Annotated in this window: 18 protein-coding genes and 1 riboswitch; of the genes, 5 read left to right on the top strand and 13 right to left on the bottom strand. The window is 57.1% G+C overall.

The window, feature by feature from the left end:
* Positions 1 to 163 precede the first annotated feature (163 nt).
* The 7 genes from AC3Y2E_RS00650 to AC3Y2E_RS00620 all read right to left on the bottom strand — a co-directional run bounded on the left by AC3Y2E_RS00650 (position 164) and on the right by AC3Y2E_RS00620 (position 7,817).
* On the bottom strand, positions 164 to 1,213 hold the full coding sequence (locus AC3Y2E_RS00650) for a M14 family zinc carboxypeptidase (protein WP_379206087.1): 1,050 nt from the start codon (positions 1,211 to 1,213) through the stop codon (positions 164 to 166).
* Between the two features lie 22 nt (positions 1,214 to 1,235).
* Complete coding sequence (locus AC3Y2E_RS00645) at positions 1,236 to 2,552, bottom strand: ABC transporter substrate-binding protein (protein ID WP_379206085.1); 1,317 nt, start codon at positions 2,550 to 2,552, stop codon at positions 1,236 to 1,238.
* A gap of 264 nt (positions 2,553 to 2,816) precedes the next feature.
* On the bottom strand, positions 2,817 to 3,704 hold the full coding sequence (locus AC3Y2E_RS00640; RefSeq protein ID WP_379206083.1) for a helix-turn-helix domain-containing protein: 888 nt from the start codon (positions 3,702 to 3,704) through the stop codon (positions 2,817 to 2,819).
* A 480-nt stretch (positions 3,705 to 4,184) separates the two neighbouring features.
* On the bottom strand, positions 4,185 to 4,847 hold the full coding sequence (tenA, locus tag AC3Y2E_RS00635) for a thiaminase II (protein WP_379206081.1): 663 nt from the start codon (positions 4,845 to 4,847) through the stop codon (positions 4,185 to 4,187).
* Between the two features lie 17 nt (positions 4,848 to 4,864).
* Positions 4,865 to 5,659: an energy-coupling factor transporter transmembrane component T family protein gene (locus tag AC3Y2E_RS00630; protein WP_379206078.1), complete on the bottom strand. Its 795-nt coding sequence runs from the start codon at positions 5,657 to 5,659 to the stop codon at positions 4,865 to 4,867.
* A gap of 2 nt (positions 5,660 to 5,661) precedes the next feature.
* Positions 5,662 to 7,194, bottom strand: a complete 1,533-nt coding sequence (locus AC3Y2E_RS00625) for an ABC transporter ATP-binding protein (protein ID WP_379206076.1) — start codon at positions 7,192 to 7,194, stop codon at positions 5,662 to 5,664.
* Between the two features lie 23 nt (positions 7,195 to 7,217).
* Positions 7,218 to 7,817 carry an ECF transporter S component gene (locus tag AC3Y2E_RS00620; protein WP_379206074.1) on the bottom strand — a complete coding sequence of 200 codons (600 nt, stop codon included), beginning with the start codon at positions 7,815 to 7,817 and terminating at the stop codon, positions 7,218 to 7,220.
* Between the two features lie 172 nt (positions 7,818 to 7,989).
* A riboswitch (TPP riboswitch) is annotated at positions 7,990 to 8,098 on the bottom strand.
* Positions 8,099 to 8,366: 268 nt separating this feature from the next.
* Here AC3Y2E_RS00620 and AC3Y2E_RS00615 point away from each other — a divergent pair.
* The 4 genes from AC3Y2E_RS00615 to AC3Y2E_RS00600 all read left to right on the top strand — a co-directional run bounded on the left by AC3Y2E_RS00615 (position 8,367) and on the right by AC3Y2E_RS00600 (position 10,960).
* The gene (locus AC3Y2E_RS00615) at positions 8,367 to 9,230 is read left to right on the top strand and encodes an alpha/beta hydrolase family protein (protein WP_379206072.1); all 864 of its coding nucleotides are present in this window, start codon (positions 8,367 to 8,369) and stop codon (positions 9,228 to 9,230) included.
* Positions 9,231 to 9,362: 132 nt separating this feature from the next.
* Entirely contained in the window at positions 9,363 to 9,599 is a 237-nt protein-coding gene (locus tag AC3Y2E_RS00610; protein WP_379206070.1) for a hypothetical protein, read from the top strand.
* A 206-nt stretch (positions 9,600 to 9,805) separates the two neighbouring features.
* Positions 9,806 to 10,591 carry an archaetidylserine decarboxylase gene (gene asd, locus AC3Y2E_RS00605; protein ID WP_379206068.1) on the top strand — a complete coding sequence of 262 codons (786 nt, stop codon included), beginning with the start codon at positions 9,806 to 9,808 and terminating at the stop codon, positions 10,589 to 10,591.
* 213 nt (positions 10,592 to 10,804) lie between these two features.
* Positions 10,805 to 10,960 carry a hypothetical protein gene (locus AC3Y2E_RS00600; protein ID WP_379206066.1) on the top strand — a complete coding sequence of 52 codons (156 nt, stop codon included), beginning with the start codon at positions 10,805 to 10,807 and terminating at the stop codon, positions 10,958 to 10,960.
* 111 nt (positions 10,961 to 11,071) lie between these two features.
* On the opposite strand, the gene pdxR is transcribed toward AC3Y2E_RS00600, so the two are convergent.
* Positions 11,072 to 12,568, bottom strand: a complete 1,497-nt coding sequence (gene pdxR, locus AC3Y2E_RS00595; RefSeq protein ID WP_379206065.1) for a MocR-like pyridoxine biosynthesis transcription factor PdxR — start codon at positions 12,566 to 12,568, stop codon at positions 11,072 to 11,074.
* A gap of 215 nt (positions 12,569 to 12,783) precedes the next feature.
* On the opposite strand from pdxR, the gene AC3Y2E_RS00590 reads away from it, so the two are divergent.
* The gene (locus AC3Y2E_RS00590; protein ID WP_379206063.1) at positions 12,784 to 13,440 is read left to right on the top strand and encodes a pyridoxamine 5'-phosphate oxidase family protein; all 657 of its coding nucleotides are present in this window, start codon (positions 12,784 to 12,786) and stop codon (positions 13,438 to 13,440) included.
* A gap of 195 nt (positions 13,441 to 13,635) precedes the next feature.
* On the opposite strand, the gene AC3Y2E_RS00585 is transcribed toward AC3Y2E_RS00590, so the two are convergent.
* The 5 genes from AC3Y2E_RS00585 to AC3Y2E_RS00565 all read right to left on the bottom strand — a co-directional run bounded on the left by AC3Y2E_RS00585 (position 13,636) and on the right by AC3Y2E_RS00565 (position 18,946).
* Positions 13,636 to 15,258 carry a helix-turn-helix domain-containing protein gene (locus AC3Y2E_RS00585; RefSeq protein ID WP_379206061.1) on the bottom strand — a complete coding sequence of 541 codons (1,623 nt, stop codon included), beginning with the start codon at positions 15,256 to 15,258 and terminating at the stop codon, positions 13,636 to 13,638.
* Positions 15,259 to 15,387: 129 nt separating this feature from the next.
* Positions 15,388 to 16,350, bottom strand: a complete 963-nt coding sequence (locus tag AC3Y2E_RS00580; protein WP_379206059.1) for an ABC transporter substrate-binding protein — start codon at positions 16,348 to 16,350, stop codon at positions 15,388 to 15,390.
* Between the two features lie 306 nt (positions 16,351 to 16,656).
* Positions 16,657 to 16,797 carry a hypothetical protein gene (locus tag AC3Y2E_RS00575; protein ID WP_379206057.1) on the bottom strand — a complete coding sequence of 47 codons (141 nt, stop codon included), beginning with the start codon at positions 16,795 to 16,797 and terminating at the stop codon, positions 16,657 to 16,659.
* Positions 16,798 to 16,860: 63 nt separating this feature from the next.
* Positions 16,861 to 17,895, bottom strand: a complete 1,035-nt coding sequence (locus tag AC3Y2E_RS00570) for a FecCD family ABC transporter permease (protein ID WP_379206055.1) — start codon at positions 17,893 to 17,895, stop codon at positions 16,861 to 16,863.
* A 1-nt stretch (position 17,896) separates the two neighbouring features.
* Complete coding sequence (locus tag AC3Y2E_RS00565; RefSeq protein WP_379206053.1) at positions 17,897 to 18,946, bottom strand: FecCD family ABC transporter permease; 1,050 nt, start codon at positions 18,944 to 18,946, stop codon at positions 17,897 to 17,899.
* Positions 18,947 to 19,096 lie beyond the last annotated feature (150 nt).

The following is a 19,096-nucleotide window of genomic DNA, read 5'->3' as shown; positions in this document are numbered from 1 at the left end:
GACATTAAAGGGATTGTTGTAATAGTCACCTAAACATGTATCGGATAGTTAACGTGGCATAAGCCACGCCCTATCCGATGTTTTCTAACTCATGACTGAAGTCATGAGTTAGAAAACTATGCATCAAGTCAGCAAATATCCGCTCCCCCGTACAATACCTCTATCACGAATATAACGGACACTCCTTCTCCATAAATCGCAGCAGCTCTTCAAACAAAATATAATGTCCCTGCAGCATCTCTTCGTACGTGTATCTGGGGCCGGGAGCGTCAAGCCCCATGTTCGACTCGAACGTCATCGACAATCCGCCGCTGACGTGGTGCAGCGCCGAAGTCAGATTAAACGAAGGCGGAGCGCCGGCCTCCTCCCCGATTCCCCGTCCATGGATCGCTTTGAACGGAATTCCTTTCGCCCGGTATGCTTCAGCCAGCAGATCGACCAGACGGTTTTGTTTCTTCTCGATCAAAGGCGGAACGTAAGTGGTCGGCAAAATATGGTTGACCGAGTTGGAGCCGCCGTGAAGAAGCACGGTCGCGTCTGCCGCTTCCCGGTCGATCAGCTCCATCAGCCGTTTCGTTTCTTCCGCCATCGGCGAGAAAAAATTGTCGTGCATCATATTAATGCCTTCATCGTTAAAATATCCGCCGAGAAAATCTACCGCGTCCGCGATCGGATGCACCGCCTTGCACCCCGGCCAGCCGCACAGCGTGCCATCCTTCCAAGTACCTTGGACGTAATAACGCATGTCGGCGAAAGGCATGCCTACGAGCGTATCGAAAGGAATGCGCGCCCGGCCGTCGGGATTCATGCACGGGATGAGCACAAGCCGAAACCGCTCGGCAGCACAGCGAGACAAATACGCATTCTCCTTCCCGCCCCAATCGGAGCCGGTTTCCAGCAAACGGATCAGATTCAAGACGGCCGCCACGCCTTCCAGCTCTCCGCCGTGAACGCCCCCTACGATCGAGATGACGGGTTTATGGTTCCTGCCCTTCTGCGCATAAGCCGATACATCGCCGACCCCGCAAGCGGAGTTGTAGTTCGCTTTTCTGCCGAAGTTTTGCTTCTCCCCGTAGGAGACGGCATAGATGTTCCTGCCGCCCGCCGAACGGGCAAACGTCTCGACCTGTCCCCGTTTGACGAGGGACAACGTTTGCTCCACATGCTCCAGACTGCTTTTCCAATACGTCGGAATCGTTTGCGAATCGCCCATTCGTGAGCCTCCGGTCATCCTCTTATTTTTTCTTGGCCGCTTCCGCTTCGGCAATCGCTTTATCCGCGGCTTCCTGGGCTTCCCTCAGCAGCGTATTGATATCTTTCGACCCTGTCGCGAGTCCCGCCGCCGTCCCGTTGAACAACCCGTCGATGATCGCATTGTATTCATGCGGAGGAATCATTTTGGCCGGTTTGACCGCCAGCGCGCCTTGAATGTTCTTGCCTTTCAGCACTTCCATGTCGGCACCGAAATCTTTACGGATCGTTTCATCCGCCAGAGCGGTCAAACGCCCGCCCCGATTGATTTTCTTTTGCACTTCGGGCGAAGTGAAAAACTGAATGGCCAGATAAGCATCTTCCTTATGTTTGCTCGTCTTGGATATTCCCATCATTTTGGCGCCGGGATGAATCGTAACGCCGGGCAGGTCCTCGAAGGACGGCATGCCTGCAATATCGTAGTTCATCTGAATGTTGCCCGCCTGCATCGCGCTCGGTACGTCCGTCAGCCAGTTCGCCATCATCGCTACGGTCCGGTCTTTCAGGAAATCCGCGCCTTTGATCGGAAACTCGTTATTCACCACCACGCCCGGTATTTCATAAAAGGGCTTGATCAGCTCCAGGATCGACTTGTGGTTGTCCCGGTTCAGCAGCGCCTTTTTAGTCGACGGGTCGTAGATGGGCATCGTTTTCGTACCGGAGAATACGTTCGGATTCGGAGGCACGAAGCCCCGGTATTGGACGCCTGCATCGATGAACGTAAGTCTTCTCGACAGCTCGAGCAGCTCTCCCCAGGTCATCCCGTCCTTCGGATAAGGAACCCCTCTTTTGTCGAAAATGTCCTTGTTGTAAAACAAAGCGTAATGATTCAGATCGAAAGGCACCCCGTACAGCTCTCCCTTGGAACCGAGTTCGATGATCCAGTCGATATTCGGCTTGGAGAACGCGTTCAGATCGATCGGATGGTCTTTGTTTTTGATCATCGCGCTCATATCGTACGGAATGTCCAAATCTTTGAATGTGCTGTACCTGACGTTGGCGACGTAAAACAGATCCGGAAACTCCCCCGAAGCCGCCAATTGGGCCGGGTCCGTCCGATCGAGCTTCATCGTAATGTGCGGGTATTTCGCCTTCAAAGGCTGAAACAGCAGTTCTTCGAATTCCCGATCGCTCATCGAAAGCCAATAAGGAACGAGCTTCAGCTCCACCGGCTCCTTCGGCTTCGTATCGGCCGGGCTGTGGGCCGTCTCGCCTTCGGCGTCCCCCGCCTTTCCTCCTCCGCAGCCGGCCAGCATGGCCGCAGTAAGGATGGCGCACAACGCGGCCCCCTGTTTTTTCATCCGACATCTCCCCTATTTTGTTGTTTTCACCGGCGTTTTTTCGGCTAGGCGGCACTCGAATAATTTTACAAATAAAAGATGTTTTTGAAGTGTATGCGATTACACGATTAGTCGTTTCCCTCATGCTTCACCGCTAATGCATCCGCCAAGCCGAACCGCCGCACGATTCCCGCCCGCTGCAATCCGCATTCCCGGGAGGTCGTCGCTCCTCAAGCATACAACACCCCCGGTAGCAGAAACCGGTTTAAAAATTGCATAATCCGCTCATTCCGGCGGGATGTACCGCTTAGATGCACCCAGTCTGTATTGATGCGGGGGAACCCCGTATTTGGCTTTAAAGGTCCGAATAAAATGAGACGGCGAGTGAAAACCCGTCTCTTCGCTGATCGCTTCGACAGACTTCGGGGTGTGCAGCAGCAGACGCGCCTGGTCCAGTCTTTTTTCCGTTATATATTCGTGAATGCTCTTCCCGGTTTGCCGGCGAAACAGCTTCGACATATAGCTCACCGAAAAATGCAGCTCCTCCGCCAGCCGGTCCAACGTATACCGCTCCTTGTAGTGGGCATCGATCCATTTCAAGATGCCGCCGATGTGCTGCGTCGTACGCATCGGCTTGACCGGTTTGCCCGCCTCGGCATTCGGCATAACGGTTGTGACCAGGTTAACGAAAAAGGTGAACAGAAACAAAATAACGGCCTCTTCATGAAGCTGGCGGCTGCCGGACGTCTGCAAGATTTCGTTCAAGTTGCGAAACTTTTCGTGGAGCTGGGCGTGCTGGGCTTCGTTTAACCCGAATATTTGACTGCTCCCGGCGTCGTTCAAAAAACCGGAGATCAGGTCGTGACACTGGGGGAAAACGGACGCGCATTGCTCCATGAAGATCGGCTTCACTTTAATGAGCGAGCACGTATATTTCGGCGGTACGTCCATGCGGATGTAATGGAGCTGGAACGGTTTAAAAATAAGCAAAGTACGGGGATGGACGGCATAAAAGCGATCGTCAAGAATGACTTGGCCGCTGCCTTCATACACATACAAGATTTCGATCCCTTGGTGAGTATGAAAGTAATATGCGGATTCGGACATCTCATCCCGGGTGGACAAATATTCAAAAAAATAGAGCTCGTTTTCCAGCGCTCTCGCTACGATCATACGCGGCCCCCTCTCCTATACGTTCCAATATTACACGTAGCTGCGCCCATCTCCTTCCCCCACGCCCGACAAATTCAGCAGCATCATTTCCTGTTATTAAGAAAAGCCGTCCGCTAAAAGCAGTCGTGTTGTCTTCATGTGGGTGGTATGGCTAACGATTCCGGCATTTGTTATCAGAGCCGAATGCGGACGTTTGAATTTGCAACGAACTCTTGTAGGGTAATTCCCCGCAAATCGGATCGTTTTTTTCCAATTTCGGTTCGATAACGATGCCCGGATTCGTTACGACTGGAATAACGTCGTTTTTCAGCCATAAACGCGATCGATACGATTCGTTAGTCATCGAACCCGAGTATACGTTCACTAGCGCCAAGTAAGAAACCCCCTTCCCTTTAGCACGGTAAAGAACCTAAACTTCTGGCAGATCAAAAAAACAGCCGAATCCAATTCGGCTGTCTGTCACATTCATCGTATGTTTGATTAAACCGGCCACGCTTCCTTGCGGTAAGCCATGTCCCAGAACTGGTACTCGTACTGGCTGCTGATCAGGAACTGCCGCTCCATCCGCGCACGGTCGGCTTCCGTCACGCCTTCGGCGATCCGGTCGAGCCGGTCGACCTGCTCCTGCACGAGATCGCGGAACCAGTCGCCGCCGTATGCGGCAATCCATTCGCGATAGATCGGCTCCTCGGGTGTCGCGCCCTGCAGTCTTTCGCCAATCTCGTAGTACAGCCAGTAGCAAGGCAGGATCGCCGCCATAATATCTCCGAAATGGCCCGTATAAGCGGCACGCAGCAAGTGCGACGTATAGGCGTACGCCGTCGGCGCAGGCTGGAACGCCGCCCGCTCTTCGTCGGTAATGCCGAGCATGCCTGAAAATTTCTCATGCATCGACAACTCCGCGCCGTAGGTGCCCTGAACGTGGACGGCCATCCGGCTCGACGTATGCAGGTCCGGCGCCTTCGCCGCTCCGAGCGCCTGCACTTGCGCGTAGCAAGCCAAATAATAGGCGTCGTTCATCATATAATGCTTGAACCGGTCAAGCGGCAGGCTGCCATCGGCAATCCCCGTTATGAACGGATGGGTAAAGCTGGCTTGCCAGCTTGCATCCGCGGCTTCTCTCAGACGTTTGGAAAACAACATAAGATTCTCCTCCTTCTCTATCTTACATCCGTAATATCGACGTACGGAAACAAAATTCCCGCGGCATAAGCCGCAGCGCATAAAGCGGCGGCCGCCGCGACGAAGAACAAGTCCACGGCGCCGAAGCCGACTACATAGTAATACGTCCGGCGGCCGTTTCCGGCAAACCGCTTCGCCTCCATCGCGACGGCGATCCGCTGGGCGCGCCGGATGCTTTGGGCCAGCATCGGAACCGAATAAGCTTTCATTTTCCGGTACAGTCCCTTCAGCCCCTTCTCCCGGCCGACGCCCCGGACCGCCAGCGCGTGACGAAGCGTCTGAAACTCCTCGAACATGATCGGCAGCAGCCGCATCGCGGCCATGAAGCTATAGGCGTATTTGGGCGGTACTTTGCACTGCTGCATCAGCGAGTAAAACAAGAATACGGGCCGCGTCGTAAGCGCGAACAGCAGTCCGACGAAGGCGAAGCACAGCGATTTGAGGCCGATCTGGACGCCCCGGAAGAAGCTTTCCTTCGTAATATGGATCAGCCCGAAGTCCCACCAGTTCGTTTCCCCCTTGCCGTAAAACATCATCGACGTCGTCGACGATACGAACAGCAGCAGGGCAGGCAGAGAGAACAGCGCCATTCGTTTCCACGGATGGCCGCTTGCCGCGACGTAGCCAAGCAGCGTAACGGCCGTAACGTTCAGCATCACGCTCGGGTTGTGCGTAAACAGGACGAACATGAACAAGGTCAGGCAAAACAACAGTTTGAGAGACGGGTTCACCCGGTGGAGCCACGTTTCCCGGTAAGAAAACTCGATATTCACGGTTAGCGGCTCCCTCCTCTCTGAACGAGTTCCGATTCCTTCTCCGGAAGCGCCTCTGCCGGTGCCGGCTCTGCCGATTCTGCCGCCTCCGCGAGCTGCCGCGGCCCGCGCAGATCGTGCTCCAGCCGTCCGTCGCGAACTTCCCAGATCCGGGTTGCGAACAGGCTCACAATATCCGGATCATGCGTCACCATCACAATCGCGGTCCCTTGTCTGCGCCATGCTTCCAGCCGTTCCAGCAATGCGAACGTATTTTTCGCATCCTGACCGAAAGTCGGTTCGTCCAGCAGCAGGATGCGCTGCTCCTTCACGATCGCCGAGGCGACGCTGAGGCGGCGTTTCTGCCCGAGCGACAGTTGGAACGGATGATTGTCCTTCCGCTGCGTCAGATCAAAGTCCGCCAGCAGCGCGGACGTTTTCGCCTCCACCTCGGCTTCCGGCCGCTTCTCCTGCCGGAGCGAGAAGGCGACCTCGTCATAAACCGAGTTGGTGACGAATTGAAACTCGGGATTTTGAAACACGAAGGCGATCTCGGCCGACAACCCGCGTGTCTGCTCCGCCGGCCTGCCGTTCAGCTCGTATCCGCCGGCCGTCTGAAGAAGCCCCATCAAGCCGAGAAGCAGCGTGCTTTTGCCCGCCCCGTTCGGACCGGTTACGGCGATCCATTCGCCAGCGGACACTTCCGCCGATTCCACGTACTGCTTCTGCTTCTTGCCGCGCCATACCTCGAACCGGTCGAGTCGGATGAGCGGTCCGGCCGAAGCCGCTGCCGGCTCACCGGTCCACGGCGCATAACGGCCGCTGCGGATATAGTTGTCCCAGACGCCGGGGTACCAGATTCCGTCTTCAGCGAGGCGATGACCGTAATTGGCGAATAGATCCGCCGCCGGGCCGTCCGCCGTAATCTCCCCCGATTTGCCGAACAGGACGACGCGATCGATATAATCGACGATCTCGTCGATCTTATGCTCGACGATGATGACCGTTTTCCCTTCTCCCGCCTTGCGGATCGTCTCCCATACTTGCTTCGTCCCTTCCGGATCGAGCAGCGCGGTCGGCTCGTCGACGAAGAGCACGTCGGGCTCAAGCGCCAGCGCGCTTGCGATCGCGAGCCGCTGCTTCATCCCTTGGGACAGCGCCGCTATCGGGGTATGCAGCTCCTCAAGCTCCAATCCGACCTGACTGAGCAGCACGCCCATCCGCTGCTTCATCTCTTCGCGCGGAACGAGCAGATTTTCCAGGACGAAGGCAAGCTCCTCATCGACAAAGGGCATGCAAAACTGCGTATCCGGATCTTGAAAAACGAACGCCCACCGCTCCGGTACGACGATCCGCTCTGCCGTTACCGGCACGTCCACCGCCCGCGGGATTAAACCGGACAGCACCTGCAGCAGCGTCGATTTGCCGCATCCGCTAGGTCCGAGCAGCAGCACCTTTTCCCCGCGCTTCACCTCAAACGACAAGTCCCGGAACGTCAGCGCCGGCGCGCCGGGAAATTTAAGCCTTAGCCGTTCAACTCCCGCCGCAGCGTTCATGCAGAATCACTCCGATACTAAAATTAATCGTGCAGCGAGCGCCGGTCTGCTTCGGTTACCGGACGTACGATCCGGGTAACGCCGGTTGCGTCGAGCGCTTTGACCAGATAATAGGCGACGCCGCCCGTAATGACGATACAGCTGATGAAGCGGAACACGAAGTACAGCGTCAAGTTCCAGCCTTGCAGTTCGATCAGATAACCTTTGTACCAGTCCATTCCCAGCGAGCCCAGGCCCGCTCCGATTCCGGCCAGACAGGCCACGGCCAGCGAATACGAGCGGTAGCCGAACAAGGCGAATACGAGCTCCGCGCCGATCCCTTGCGCAAGTCCGTAAGTGAGCGACTCTACGCTGTACTGCGAACCGATCAGCATCGCGAATACGGCGGCCGATACTTCGCCGAGCAGCGCGACTCCGGGCTTGCGTATAATCAGAAACGCTACGGTAGCCGCAATAAACCACATGCCGTACGCGAGCTGTTCGGCCTGCAAGCCGAAAATTTTGACGAGGTCGTACACCGATCCCCATACCCGGAAGATGACGCCGAAGACGATCGCAATGACGACTGTGACCAGAATGTCGGTCAGCTTTAATCCTTTGGAGCTTTGCAATACGTTAGACACTGGTATCCTCTCCCTTTCTCCTATTGATGTCTCTTTGCCGCCTGCCGGCATGCGGCGGGCAGCCTCGCTCCTAATCCGGGCAATCGCCGGGACCCGTTGGACGCAAAAAAGTCCACCCCCTAGAGGTGGACTGGCATTCGAATGAAGGATCGATCGGAACGATCGGTTCGAACGGTCAGGTGTCCCACTTCCCTACGCTGGCATCATCCAGATCAGGTTCGAAGGGTCTAGGATGTGCGCACATCCAATCTCAGCCCTGCCGGGCTCCCCTAGTGACACACTTATCTTAACACGATTTATGTTGTTGTCAATATCCCCTTTCCCGGCAAGTGCTGCGAATACTTGTAACGAACCGATCTTTTCAAGCCGGTCAAATTGACATAGCTTCGATGCAATGCTTCAATGAAAGCAAACCACTTTCAACACCCCGGGCGCGCTTTATCGATAACCGTTTTGATCCGTTAGTTCGCATGGGAATGTGACCGCTTATTCGCGCGCATCGATTCCCAAAGCTGTATCCGATTACGTATGGAATTGGAGGACCTGACTATGAGTTCGATTACGTTTCAATATGAGCAAGGACCGGAGCGGATCATCCGCGGGGATTTCCACCCGGCCTTGCGCCCGAACCCGCAAGCGACCGTTATTTTGGTGCACGGCTTCAAAGGGTTCAAGGACTGGGGGATGTTCCCCTATGCGGCCGGGCGGCTCGCCGAGTCGTTTGATGTAATACGCTTTAATCTGTCCCGCAACGGAGTCGGGGCGTCGCTAACCGATTTCGACGAGCTGGACAAATTCGGAAAGCAAACGTTTACCGGCGATCTGGAAGATTTAAAAGATGTCGTCGTCCTCGTTCGCGAAGGCAAGCTGCCGGTGGCGGGCAGACAGCCGGTGGCGGAACGGGTCGTACTCGTAGGCCACAGCCGCGGCGGCGGCGAGTCGATCGTGCTGGCGCTGGATGAACCGGCGCTGGTCGACGGGGTCGTCTCCTGGAACGGCTCGACGTCGTTCCCCGCGATATTCGGCGAGCCCGCGCTGCGCGCGATGCGCGAGGACGGCATCGCCTACATTGACAATGCGCGCACGAAGCAGCGCATGCCGCTTGAGAAGATCATCGCGGACGATCTGGAGCGCAACCGCGACCGGTTCGATCTGATCGCCCGCATCTCCCAGTTGCAAGTACCGCTCGTGCTCATTCAAGGCACGGACGATTTCCGCAGCTTGTGGGCCGGATCGGAGAAGCTCGTATCGGCCGCTCCGTCGGTCCCTTGGATTCACATAGCTGGAGGCGATCATACGTTCAGCGCGAAACATCCGTTCAACGGTTCCACGACCCCGCTGGACGAAGCGATTGCCGCCACCGGGAGGGAGATCCGGGAACGCATGCTCCAAAGACCGGCCGACCTCGAATAAACGCGCTGGATCATTTGGGAAATAGTGACAATAATCATTTTGGTATGATACGATAGGACTAAGCCTGTACGATCCGGTTTATTTGCAGGAGTGTCCATGGGTCCGATACGTCGACAAAGGAGTCGCAACAATATGAAAGAAATCGTCAAGCTGAAGCAGACGATGCTGAACGTCACGCACGAATTAATTTCCGGGTGCCGCTTCTGTGTGCAAATCTCCTTGGATCCCGAAGACAAAACGCCGATACAATGCGTCAAGTATTCCGGCTGCTCCATCCCGGTACATACGAATACCGCTACCTGTCTGTCCTGCCAGGAATATAAGCGCAGCAACAAAAACGAGCGTCAGAATATCGCATCAGGCGGCTGATCAGACCGCTCCCTCCGGGTCGTCTTTCGGCTTACGCCGGAACGGCTGAGACCGGGATTCGCCTGCATGGGGACCGCACTTGTTGCGCTTCGTTCGTTTCTGTGTCAAACTAAGGTATGATTGCCCCCGGCGGCGCGGCCGAACGCTTTCCCGCTTCGGCACCGGGACCGCTTAACGACGGGGAACGGAACAGGTGGACGAACTGAATGAAACCGTTATTTCGACTATTAACTGAACTCTCCTCACGCAAGTGGGTGTCCCGCATGACCGGCGCTTTTGCAAAGTCCAAGGCAAGCCGGTACTTTATTCCGCAATTCGCCAAATCCTACGGCATCCCGATCGAGGATGCGGAGAAGACGATCGGGGAATACCGGTCGCTTAACGACTTTTTTACCCGGCGCCTAAAACCGGGCCTTCGCCCGCTCGCCGAACGGGCCGACGCGCTGCTGAGCCCCGTGGATGCGCTTATAACCGGCATGGGATCGATTCAATCGGGCACGATGCTGAACGTCAAAGGCCAGGACTATACCGTGGATGAACTGCTCAACCGTTCCCCCAGAACGTTAAACTACCGGAACGGTTTCTTTTTTGTGCTGTATTTAAGCCCGACCGACTATCACCGGATTCACTCCCCCGTTACCGGGACGATTGTGGAGAAGGAGCATGTCAAAGGAAAAGTGTACCCGGTCAACGATTTCGGTCTTCGTGAGATGAAACGGGTGTTAAGCCGGAACGAGCGGCTGATTACGTATATCGATCACGAGTGCGGAGAGATTGCCGTCGTTAAGGTAGGCGCTCTCAACGTAAGCAGCATCCGCTATGCGGAACCGCTTCCGGACAAGCTGGAGCGTGGCGGCGATCTGGCCTATTTCGAGTTCGGCTCGACCGTCGTCCTGTTAACCGAGAACGACATCTTCGTACCGCGATCCGACCTTGCCGTCGGCAGCAAAGTGAAGATGGGCGAATCGCTGGGCACGCTAATCGGCAAATAGCCTGCGCATGGACATGCGTCCGCTTGCATACGACAGCGGAACAACAACCGAATCGAGGCTCCGGAAGACGGAGTCTTCACCGCCCTGCATCCCGACGCTTTCTTCTTGAAAGCGGTCCGGGATGTTTTTGTTGTGCCGCCAAACCGGACGACCTTACGATAGATTCAAATCCAGGAACTGCTGTGGATTTTCGTGCAGGCGACCGGAGCTCGCGTGCAGGGCCAAGGTGCGCTGCCGGAAGGCGATGAGGCGCAGGTCGATCCTTCCCGCAGGAGCAGCATCGAAACTTCCGTCGGGCTTGGCCTGCTTCAAGGCGACGGCACGACGCTGGAATTAACCAAACCGACCGAACGGCATGGCCGGCAATAGCCTCGCCAAGCGACTCCTTCTATTGCGGCTTACGCTCCCTCCCCCCAGCCGGGCCGTCAAGTCGTCCGCCAAACTTCCCGTATGCCCTTCATTGCCGCTTCGAGCATGGAATCAATCCGAATAATCCTTCCCCGCTGCCGAATCGTGCGATACGAGCTGCAGACGAGCGGCAGCTGCCGCCATCCGGGAGATGCCTTCCTTGATTTCGGTTTCCTCCAAATGGGCGAAGCCAAAACAGGCGGACGGGACCGGACGTTCCAGGTAATAGCCGGTGCCGTCCGTCCAAGTGACGCCGGAATCGTGACAGAACTGGCGGAATCGGCCATACTCGTCAGCAGATCGCTTCCACAAGGCAAACAGGTGCAGCCCCGCGTCGGAGGCCACCGGCTCGAACAATTCGGCCAGCTCCTCCGTGTCCTTCAGCAAACTTTGAAGCAGCTCGAATTTGCGGCTGTATAACCGCCCCATCCGGCGCAAATGGCGTTCATACTCGCCACCGTTCATAAACGAGGCGAGCGCCCGCTGCTCGAGGATCGCGGTCGGATGCGGCTCGAACAGCTGACGGGCGCGCAGGAAAGGCTCCCGGAGCGCCGCCGGCAGCACCGCATAGCCGATCCGGAAATGGTGCATCATCGTCAGCGAGAAGGTGCCGATATATACGACCCGGTCTTCGCGGTCAAGCAGCTTAAGCGGCTCGATCGGCCTGCCCAGGTGACGGAACTCGCTGTCGTAATCGTCCTCGACGACGACCGCTCCCCGCCGGGACGCCCAGGCGAGCAGCTGCTGTCGCCGCTCCAGACTGAGCACCGCTCCCGTCGGGAACTGCCGGCTCGGCGTGACGAAGATGAGCTTGGCCTCCCAGTCGTCCGGAACGAGTCCATGCCGGTCGATGCAGGCGGCTACCGCTTCGCCTCCGGCCGCCCGGATCGCGGACAAGATGCCGGAATAACACGGACTTTCCGTGACGACCGGGTCTCCGGTGTCGATCAGCAGCTGGGCGAGCAGCGCGATCGCCTGCATCGATCCGTTAACGATCGCGATGGACGAGGGCACCGCTTCGATACCGCGCGTCCGGAGCAGGTGGCGGCATATCGCCTCCCGCAGCGCCAGATGCCCTTGCGAGGCGAATCCGTCGCCGTAATATGAATCGTTCATCCCCCTCACCTGGGCGTACAACGTCCGGTTCCAAGCCTGCTTGGGGAAATGACTCCGGTCGCTGTATCCGATCATGAAGCGAATGTCGCCGGCCGTCCCGGAAGCAGGCTGGCGCAGCGGCAGCCCGGACATCCGCCGCCCCCACGCGGACAGCTCGAATTCGGTTTGCACGTTCGCTCCGCCCCCCGGCTGATGGTCATGCCGGTAAGCGACGAACGTCCCCCGGCCGACTCCGGACACGACGTACCCCTCCGCCGCCAGCATCTCGTACACCTGGCTGACTACGCCGCGGGACAGCCCGTACAACCCGCCGAGCTCCCGGCTCGACGGCAGCTTCATGCCATACTCCAGCCGGCCAGATGCGATCGCATCCCTTAACGCATGATACAAAGCAGAGTATTTTAGCGGATACCGCTCCAAATATAGATTTAATGGCAGATGAAAATCGGTCATATGTACTCCTCCCCTTCAATTGGCCTATCCGCCTCAAAAACCGCCGATGCGCAAAATCAACCCTTCCGCGGCTTTAGTTCACAGCCGAATCCGCCAACAAAGTCACAAATCCGGCAGCCAACGTTTCAATGGTCTATTGATTTCTATCATAATTGGCGCTTTTCTGTTGTCAATCTTTTGTTTATGATAAGAAAAAATGGAAGGGGCCCGACCGTATGAGCACAATCCGAAGAACCGCGTACGAGATGACGTCCGAGGAAGAGATTAACCGGTTTATGAGTGAGATGAGTTACGGAACGCTGGCGATGCAGGGCGAGGAGTGGCCGTATGCCGTACCGATCAACTACGTCTATCACCGCAATCAGGTCTATTTGCACGGCAGCAAGGCGGGGCACAAGATGGAGATGATCCGGACGAGCGGCAAAGTGGCGTTTTCCGTCAGCAAAGAATACGCCATCGTCCCTTCCTACTTCAGCGATCCGAAACTGGCCTGCCCGGCGACCGCCTATTTCAAATCCGTCCTGATCCGGGGACAGGCGGAGCTTGTAGAAAGCGTCGAGGAGAAAGCCGAGGTGCTCGGGGCGCTGATGCGCAAGCTGCAGCCCGAAGGCGGCTACGAGCCGATCGATCCGGCCGATCCGGATTACTTGCCGCGAATTCGCGGCGTGGCTGTCCTGCGGCTGGCGGCGGATTCGTTTACCGCCAAATTCGCCTTCGGCCAACATTTGAACGAGGAGCGGTTCGAACGGGTATGCGGCGGATTGGAGGAGCGGGGAACGGAAGGCGACCTGCAGACGGCGGAGCTGATGCGGAAATATTCGGGCAGATGCCCGAAACACGAAGGGCCGGCTGGAGATGGCGACGCTTCATAAATCCAAAAACGCAGCCGTTCCCTGTTCCAGCTCTACGCTTGGATAAGGAAGCGACTGCGTAAGTGGAAGCAGCGATCGCACGCGGCTCCCGGCGCGAATGTGCAGGGCGGGAGCAACCGCCGCATGACGCCGGCCGGCCGACAGATGCAGCGCGCCCCCGAAAGAGCGGGCCGCAGAAGCTAATGCCCCTGCCTGTCAAGCGAGCACCTTCAGCACGTCGTCGATCTTTTTGCTGTTGGAGATAACCCCGTAGTTCATCCAGGTCATAAAATCGACCTCGTATACGCACTGCTGCTTTACCGCCGGCAGCGCCTGCCACGAAGCCGTCTCCAGCATCTCCCGTTCCTCTCCCGGCACGGAGGAATGCCGCCGGTCGAACGTAATAAAGAGATGGTCCGCATCCAGCCGCTCCAGCCATTCCGGAGGCAAAGTCATCTTTCTCGTCTCCTGTTCCATCTCCATCACGAGGGAATGCGGGGCAAGCCCCAGATCCTTGTACAGGATCGGCCCGGTATAACCGTAGTCCGGCCCGGCGTACAGACTTATGCCAAGCGCCGATATGCGTAAAAAGGCGACCGTCTGTCCGCGGGTCGACCGGCCGAGCACGCTGCGGGCGTCGCGCGCTTTCTGCTCATAATGCCGGATCACTTCCTCCACCCGGTCCGTCCGCCCGAGCAGACGCGCCGCTTTATGCAGCGTCGAGCGCCAGTCCTCGCCCGGATGCGGCATATGGAAGGTCGGGGCCAGCCGGCCCAGCCGGTCGTTCGGAATCCACTTGCTGAACCCTCCGTCCAGCATAATGAAATCGGGACGATGCCGGGAGAGATCATCCTCATCCTCCTCCGCAAGGTCGAGGACGGGCACATCGTTCAAGCCGAGGTATTCCTGTCTCCCCCAGCCGCGGTGGGAGCATTGAACGACCGGCGTGATGCCGAGCGCCACGAGGAAATCTTCCAGGAAAGGAGCGAACACGCGGGCATTTTCACGGTAATGACGGCGGTACTGGCCGGGAGAAATCCCGAGCGTTTGCTTGAACCGGCGGTTGAAATAATATTCGTTGTTAAAGCCGACGTTTTGGGCGATATCGTACAGCCGGTCGTCGGTCGTCAGCAGCAGCTTTTTGGCCCGGTCGATCCGAACCCCGTTCAAATAATCCAGCGGAATTTGTCCGGTCAGCTCCTTAAACAGACGCGAGTACTGCCAGCGTGCGACATTCGCCCGGTCCGCCAGCTCGTTCACGGTCCACATGTCCCGGTATTGCTCCTTAATAAGCTCGATCGATTGCTCCACCGCTTTGCGCATATTTCCTTCATAGCCCAAGGAACGATTTTGCGCCAGGAGGAACCGCATCCATTCCTGAAACCTCACATGGTTGTCCAGCTGTTCCAGATCGTCGTCCGAATCCCGGTGGCGGTAGATCGATTCCAAATAGTCCATACAAGTGGAGAACGGATGACACAGCGCTTCTCCCTGTAACGGAAATCCGCCGCCGGACGGCTCGTTCTGGCCGGAGCCGGAGTCTGCCCCGTATCCCCTCCACCACTCGAACGAAACCCGATAGTAGATCAGGCCGTCCTCACCCGCCGCCAGCTCGACAGCCACATCCGGAGCGGCGAGACAGCACATCCCCCGGCCGAGACGAAGCCGGCTGCCGCCGATAGCGATCGTACCGGAACCTCCGGTAATCACCCATAAGGTAGAATGGCTGCCGGTCTCGCCGTGCTCCTGCCATTTCGAAGCTTGAACGTCATACTGAATTTCCTTCAGCACATAAAACAAAGTCCGGGCATACGAGGCCGGCTCCGTTACCTGTTTCATTTTGGCTCACCTACAATGAGAATGGTTATCATTTTCAAATATTAGTATATAGAAAAAAGGAAAGCTCATCAACTGGGTGTTGACGGCTTTCCCTTGGCCCGCTTCATCCGATCTGCGGGGCATGTCTCTTTATTTAACAAGCCACTTCAAAACATCGTCCGTTTTCATCTTATTGGCCGTAATCGCGCCGGACTGCCAATGCGTCCGCTCCGCTTTGTACACATGCCCGTTTTTGACGGCGGGAAGCGATTTCCACAGCGGGCTGTCCAGCAGCTTGACCGCTTCCTTGTTCTCCTCGGACGTCCAGCTTCCGTTGGATGGAAACACGATCAGATGATCCGCATCCAGCTCGGGAAGTTTCTCCTCGGACAAGATGGCCTGGAACTCCTTCATTTCCTTGACAAAACGGTGCGGCGCGAGTCCAAGCTCGGAGTAAATGTTGCCGGTATACCGGTTATTGATGCCGAACAGAGCCAGCGATTTGTCTCCCACATTAATCCGGACGACCGCCACCGTCTGTTCGCCGACCGCTTTGTCGAGCTTCGCCTTCGCATCCGTCATTTTCTGATTGTATTCCGCCAGCACGCTTTCGACTTTCTCCGGGATGCCGAGCACATCGGCAATTTTCCTTAATATTTCCGGCGGGCTCTGCAGCACGGCTTCCGGTAGACGATACGTCGGCGCCACTTTGGAGTACAGCTCGTACTTGGCCGCATCCGCCCCGCCGTCGACGATGATCAGATCGGGACCGGCCGCGACCAGCGCCTCGATGCTCCCGGTCGTATCGAACGTCGGCACGTTCAGACCCAAATAGTCCTGCTTGCCCCAGTTCGGATGATACCACTGGACGACCGGCGTTACGCCGAGCGCCTGCAAATAATCCTCAACGTAAATCCCCGCAACCTTCTTCGGCTTGACGGGAATCGTAACGTCTCCGAACTCCCCTTTGACAACCCTTGTTTTCCTCTCGTTCGAATCCGTCTGGCCGGCTGCCGGCGTCTCGTTATTGGTTGCTCCGCATCCTGTCAAACCTACCGCCAAAACGAGCAGAAGCGTCATTCCTACCGCCAGCATGCGACGTGATTTTGCCATAACCGCGTTCACTCCTATGTCTAACCAAAAAGGTACGAAAAGAGAGCCGAATTTAAATGATAATCATTCTCATTTTCGTTCGGGATCATTATATCTCACACTTTTTGATGCCACAATACACATTCTCTACTCATTTTTTATACAAACGCGGTTGGGGTGCAGCCCGCCTTCGCGCGGCGGGATCTGCTCTCTCGGAAAAGGGCCTCCGGCGTAAGGTAGGGGATTCCAGACAAAACTCGCCAGAAGGTAATCTTTTCCCTTTCCACTTGGTTGTCCACATTGAATCGACAGCCTCACAAACCGCTCCTATTCCGAACCTTTCCTGCCTATAAGCGACTCCCGGCTTACCGGCACGGCGAAGCACCTGACCTTCCGCTCCCGGAGATCCTCCGGCCCGTGACGGGCCATCTCGCCGCTCTGCATCCTGTCGTTCGTCAGCCCCGACATCCGATGCCCCGTCTTCGTGTTGTAAGCAAATCTTCCAATCGATCAATCGAAGCTGGCCACCGATCAGGATTTCGATTTGGCCAGCAAATACAGGAAGTAAGGCGCGCCGATCACGGCCACCACAATCCCCGTTGGAATTTCCGATGGCTGTAAAATCCAGCGGCCGATCGTATCGGCCGTAATGACCAAAAGCGCACCGGCAAGCGCCGCGGCCGGCAGCAGCATCTGATGCTTCTGACCGACGAGACGGCGTACGAGATGCGGGGCGATCAGCCCGACGAAGCCGATGCTGCCGCTCACCGCTACGCAGGAGCCGGCAAGACCGACGGCAGCCGCGAGCAGGACGAGCCGCTCCTTCTCCACCGGCGCGCCAAGCCCGGTCGCCGTCTGATCCCCCAGGTTCAGCACATTCATGACGCGCGCCTTGTAGAAGACGAACGGCAGCAATACGACGAGCCACGGCAGCAGCGCAAGCACGAACTTCCAGTTCGCACCCCAGATGCTTCCGGCCATCCATGTCGCAACAAATTGATATTTCTCCGGGCTAAGTCTCAGCGTCATGACGATCGTCGCCGCGCTAATCCCTGCGGCCACGGCGATACCGGTCAGCAGCAGCCGGATCGGCGCTATGCCGTGATGCCGCTTGTACGCCAGCGAGTAGATCAGAATCGCGGTCAGCCCCGCGCCGACCAGCGCGACGAGCGGAAGCATGAAGACCGGTGCGGCCGCCGTCGCCGGATAAAACGATATAAACATCATCACGGTTAATCCCGCCCCCGCGTTGATCCCGAGTATACCCGGGTCGGCGAGCGCATTGCGCGATATCCCTTGCATGATACAGCCCGAGACGGCGAGTCCGGCGCCGATCAGCAGCGAAATGACGATGCGCGGCAGGCGGAATTCGAACAAAATGAGCGATTGCTTCTTCGTTCCCATCCCGAATAACGTCTGAATCAGCTCCACCGGAGAAAGCCGGATATAACCGGTGTTCATACTGATCATAAAGACGGTGACGATGAACAGCCCGAGTACGACGAGGACGGTAACATTCCGCCTTCTTTTCTGTTTCTCGCTTCTTAACAGAGGCACACGCTCCATCCTACAGCTCCCTCCTTTCTTTACGCGCCAGGTAAAGGAAGAACGGAACACCGATGAGCGCGATCAGCGCCCCGACCGGAGTCTCGAACGGCGGATTCACCATTCTGGCCGCCAGATCGGCGAAGACGACCAGCAGGCTGCCGAGCACCGCCGAGCACGGAATAATCCAGCGGTAATCGACGCCGACCATATAACGGGTCAGGTGAGGAATAATAAGTCCGACAAATCCGACAGCGCCGACGACCGATACCGCAGCTCCCGCCAGAATCAGCACGAGCACTGTCCCGGCCAGCTTCACGAGTCCCGTCCGCTGGCCGAGCCCCTTGGCCACATCCTCGCCCAGACTCAGCATCGTGATCGAGCGCGACAAAATAATCGCTCCGATAATAGCCGCGGCAATCCACGGAAACATAATTTTGAGCTGGAACCATTTCGTTCCCGCCACTCCCCCGGCGTACCAGAAAGCCAGATCTTGGCCGATCCGGAAATAAAGCGCGATTCCTTCGCTTAATGCCGACAGTAAGGCGCTTAACGCCGCACCGGCAAGCACGAGCCGCACCGGGGTCAAGCCGCCCTTGGCGAGGGAACCGATACCGAAGACGAGCAAGGCTCCGATCGCCGCGCCGAGGAACGAGAACAGAATCAAATACATGAACGGCAAGCCGGGCAAAAAGGCAAAGCAAATCGCCAGCATAAAACCTGCGCCTGCGTTAAGCCCCAGCAGTCCGCTGTCCGCAAGCGGATTGCGCGTCATCCCCTGCATGATCGCCCCGGCTACGGCGAAGCAGGCGCCCACCATCGCTCCCCCCAGCACGCGGGGCAGACGGAGCTCCTGAATAATCTGATGCTGTGTCAGATCGGGATTAAATCGGAAGATTGCCTCCCATACGACGGACAGCTTAATATCCGCCGCTCCGAACGACACGGATACAGCGATCCCGAGCATCAGTGCGATCACCCCTCCGATCAAGATGAGGGTCGCTGCCCATGGACGGGAACGGACTTGTACGGGAGACTTCGAAGCCGTTGCTTCATTCCTTGTTGGATTCATGAGTGCCACCTTTGTCACATTGGTTGGACCAATTATTTTCGATCGTCTCTAATAGAGGTAGTTCAAAAAGTCCACTTTTGATCACGAAGCCGATCCGAAAGCCTACTCGACATCGAATATGGAATTCAGCCGGAACTTCCGGTGCTCACA

It is taken from the genome of Paenibacillus sp. MAH-35 (genome assembly GCF_058135425.1).
Note: the sequence above shows the minus strand (reverse complement) of the source record. Positions and strands in the feature narration are given on the sequence as shown.

What these genes read in the sequence shown, in the direction of transcription:
- AC3Y2E_RS00650 (WP_379206087.1), bottom strand. Translation starts at nt 1,213, where the DNA reads ATGGGCGATTCGCAAACGATTCCGACGTATTGGAAAAGCAGTCTGGAG.
- AC3Y2E_RS00645 (WP_379206085.1), bottom strand. Translation starts at nt 2,552, where the DNA reads ATGAAAAAACAGGGGGCCGCGTTGTGCGCCATCCTTACTGCGGCCATG.
- AC3Y2E_RS00640 (WP_379206083.1), bottom strand. Translation starts at nt 3,704, where the DNA reads ATGATCGTAGCGAGAGCGCTGGAAAACGAGCTCTATTTTTTTGAATAT.
- tenA (WP_379206081.1), bottom strand. Translation starts at nt 4,847, where the DNA reads ATGTTGTTTTCCAAACGTCTGAGAGAAGCCGCGGATGCAAGCTGGCAA.
- AC3Y2E_RS00625 (WP_379206076.1), bottom strand. Translation starts at nt 7,194, where the DNA reads ATGAACGCTGCGGCGGGAGTTGAACGGCTAAGGCTTAAATTTCCCGGC.
- AC3Y2E_RS00615 (WP_379206072.1), top strand. Translation starts at nt 8,367, where the DNA reads ATGAGTTCGATTACGTTTCAATATGAGCAAGGACCGGAGCGGATCATC.
- AC3Y2E_RS00610 (WP_379206070.1), top strand. Translation starts at nt 9,363, where the DNA reads ATGAAAGAAATCGTCAAGCTGAAGCAGACGATGCTGAACGTCACGCAC.
- asd (WP_379206068.1), top strand. Translation starts at nt 9,806, where the DNA reads ATGAAACCGTTATTTCGACTATTAACTGAACTCTCCTCACGCAAGTGG.
- pdxR (WP_379206065.1), bottom strand. Translation starts at nt 12,568, where the DNA reads ATGACCGATTTTCATCTGCCATTAAATCTATATTTGGAGCGGTATCCG.
- AC3Y2E_RS00590 (WP_379206063.1), top strand. Translation starts at nt 12,784, where the DNA reads ATGAGCACAATCCGAAGAACCGCGTACGAGATGACGTCCGAGGAAGAG.
- AC3Y2E_RS00585 (WP_379206061.1), bottom strand. Translation starts at nt 15,258, where the DNA reads ATGAAACAGGTAACGGAGCCGGCCTCGTATGCCCGGACTTTGTTTTAT.
- AC3Y2E_RS00580 (WP_379206059.1), bottom strand. Translation starts at nt 16,350, where the DNA reads ATGGCAAAATCACGTCGCATGCTGGCGGTAGGAATGACGCTTCTGCTC.
- AC3Y2E_RS00575 (WP_379206057.1), bottom strand. Translation starts at nt 16,797, where the DNA reads ATGTCGGGGCTGACGAACGACAGGATGCAGAGCGGCGAGATGGCCCGT.
- AC3Y2E_RS00570 (WP_379206055.1), bottom strand. Translation starts at nt 17,895, where the DNA reads ATGGAGCGTGTGCCTCTGTTAAGAAGCGAGAAACAGAAAAGAAGGCGG.
- AC3Y2E_RS00565 (WP_379206053.1), bottom strand. Translation starts at nt 18,946, where the DNA reads ATGAATCCAACAAGGAATGAAGCAACGGCTTCGAAGTCTCCCGTACAA.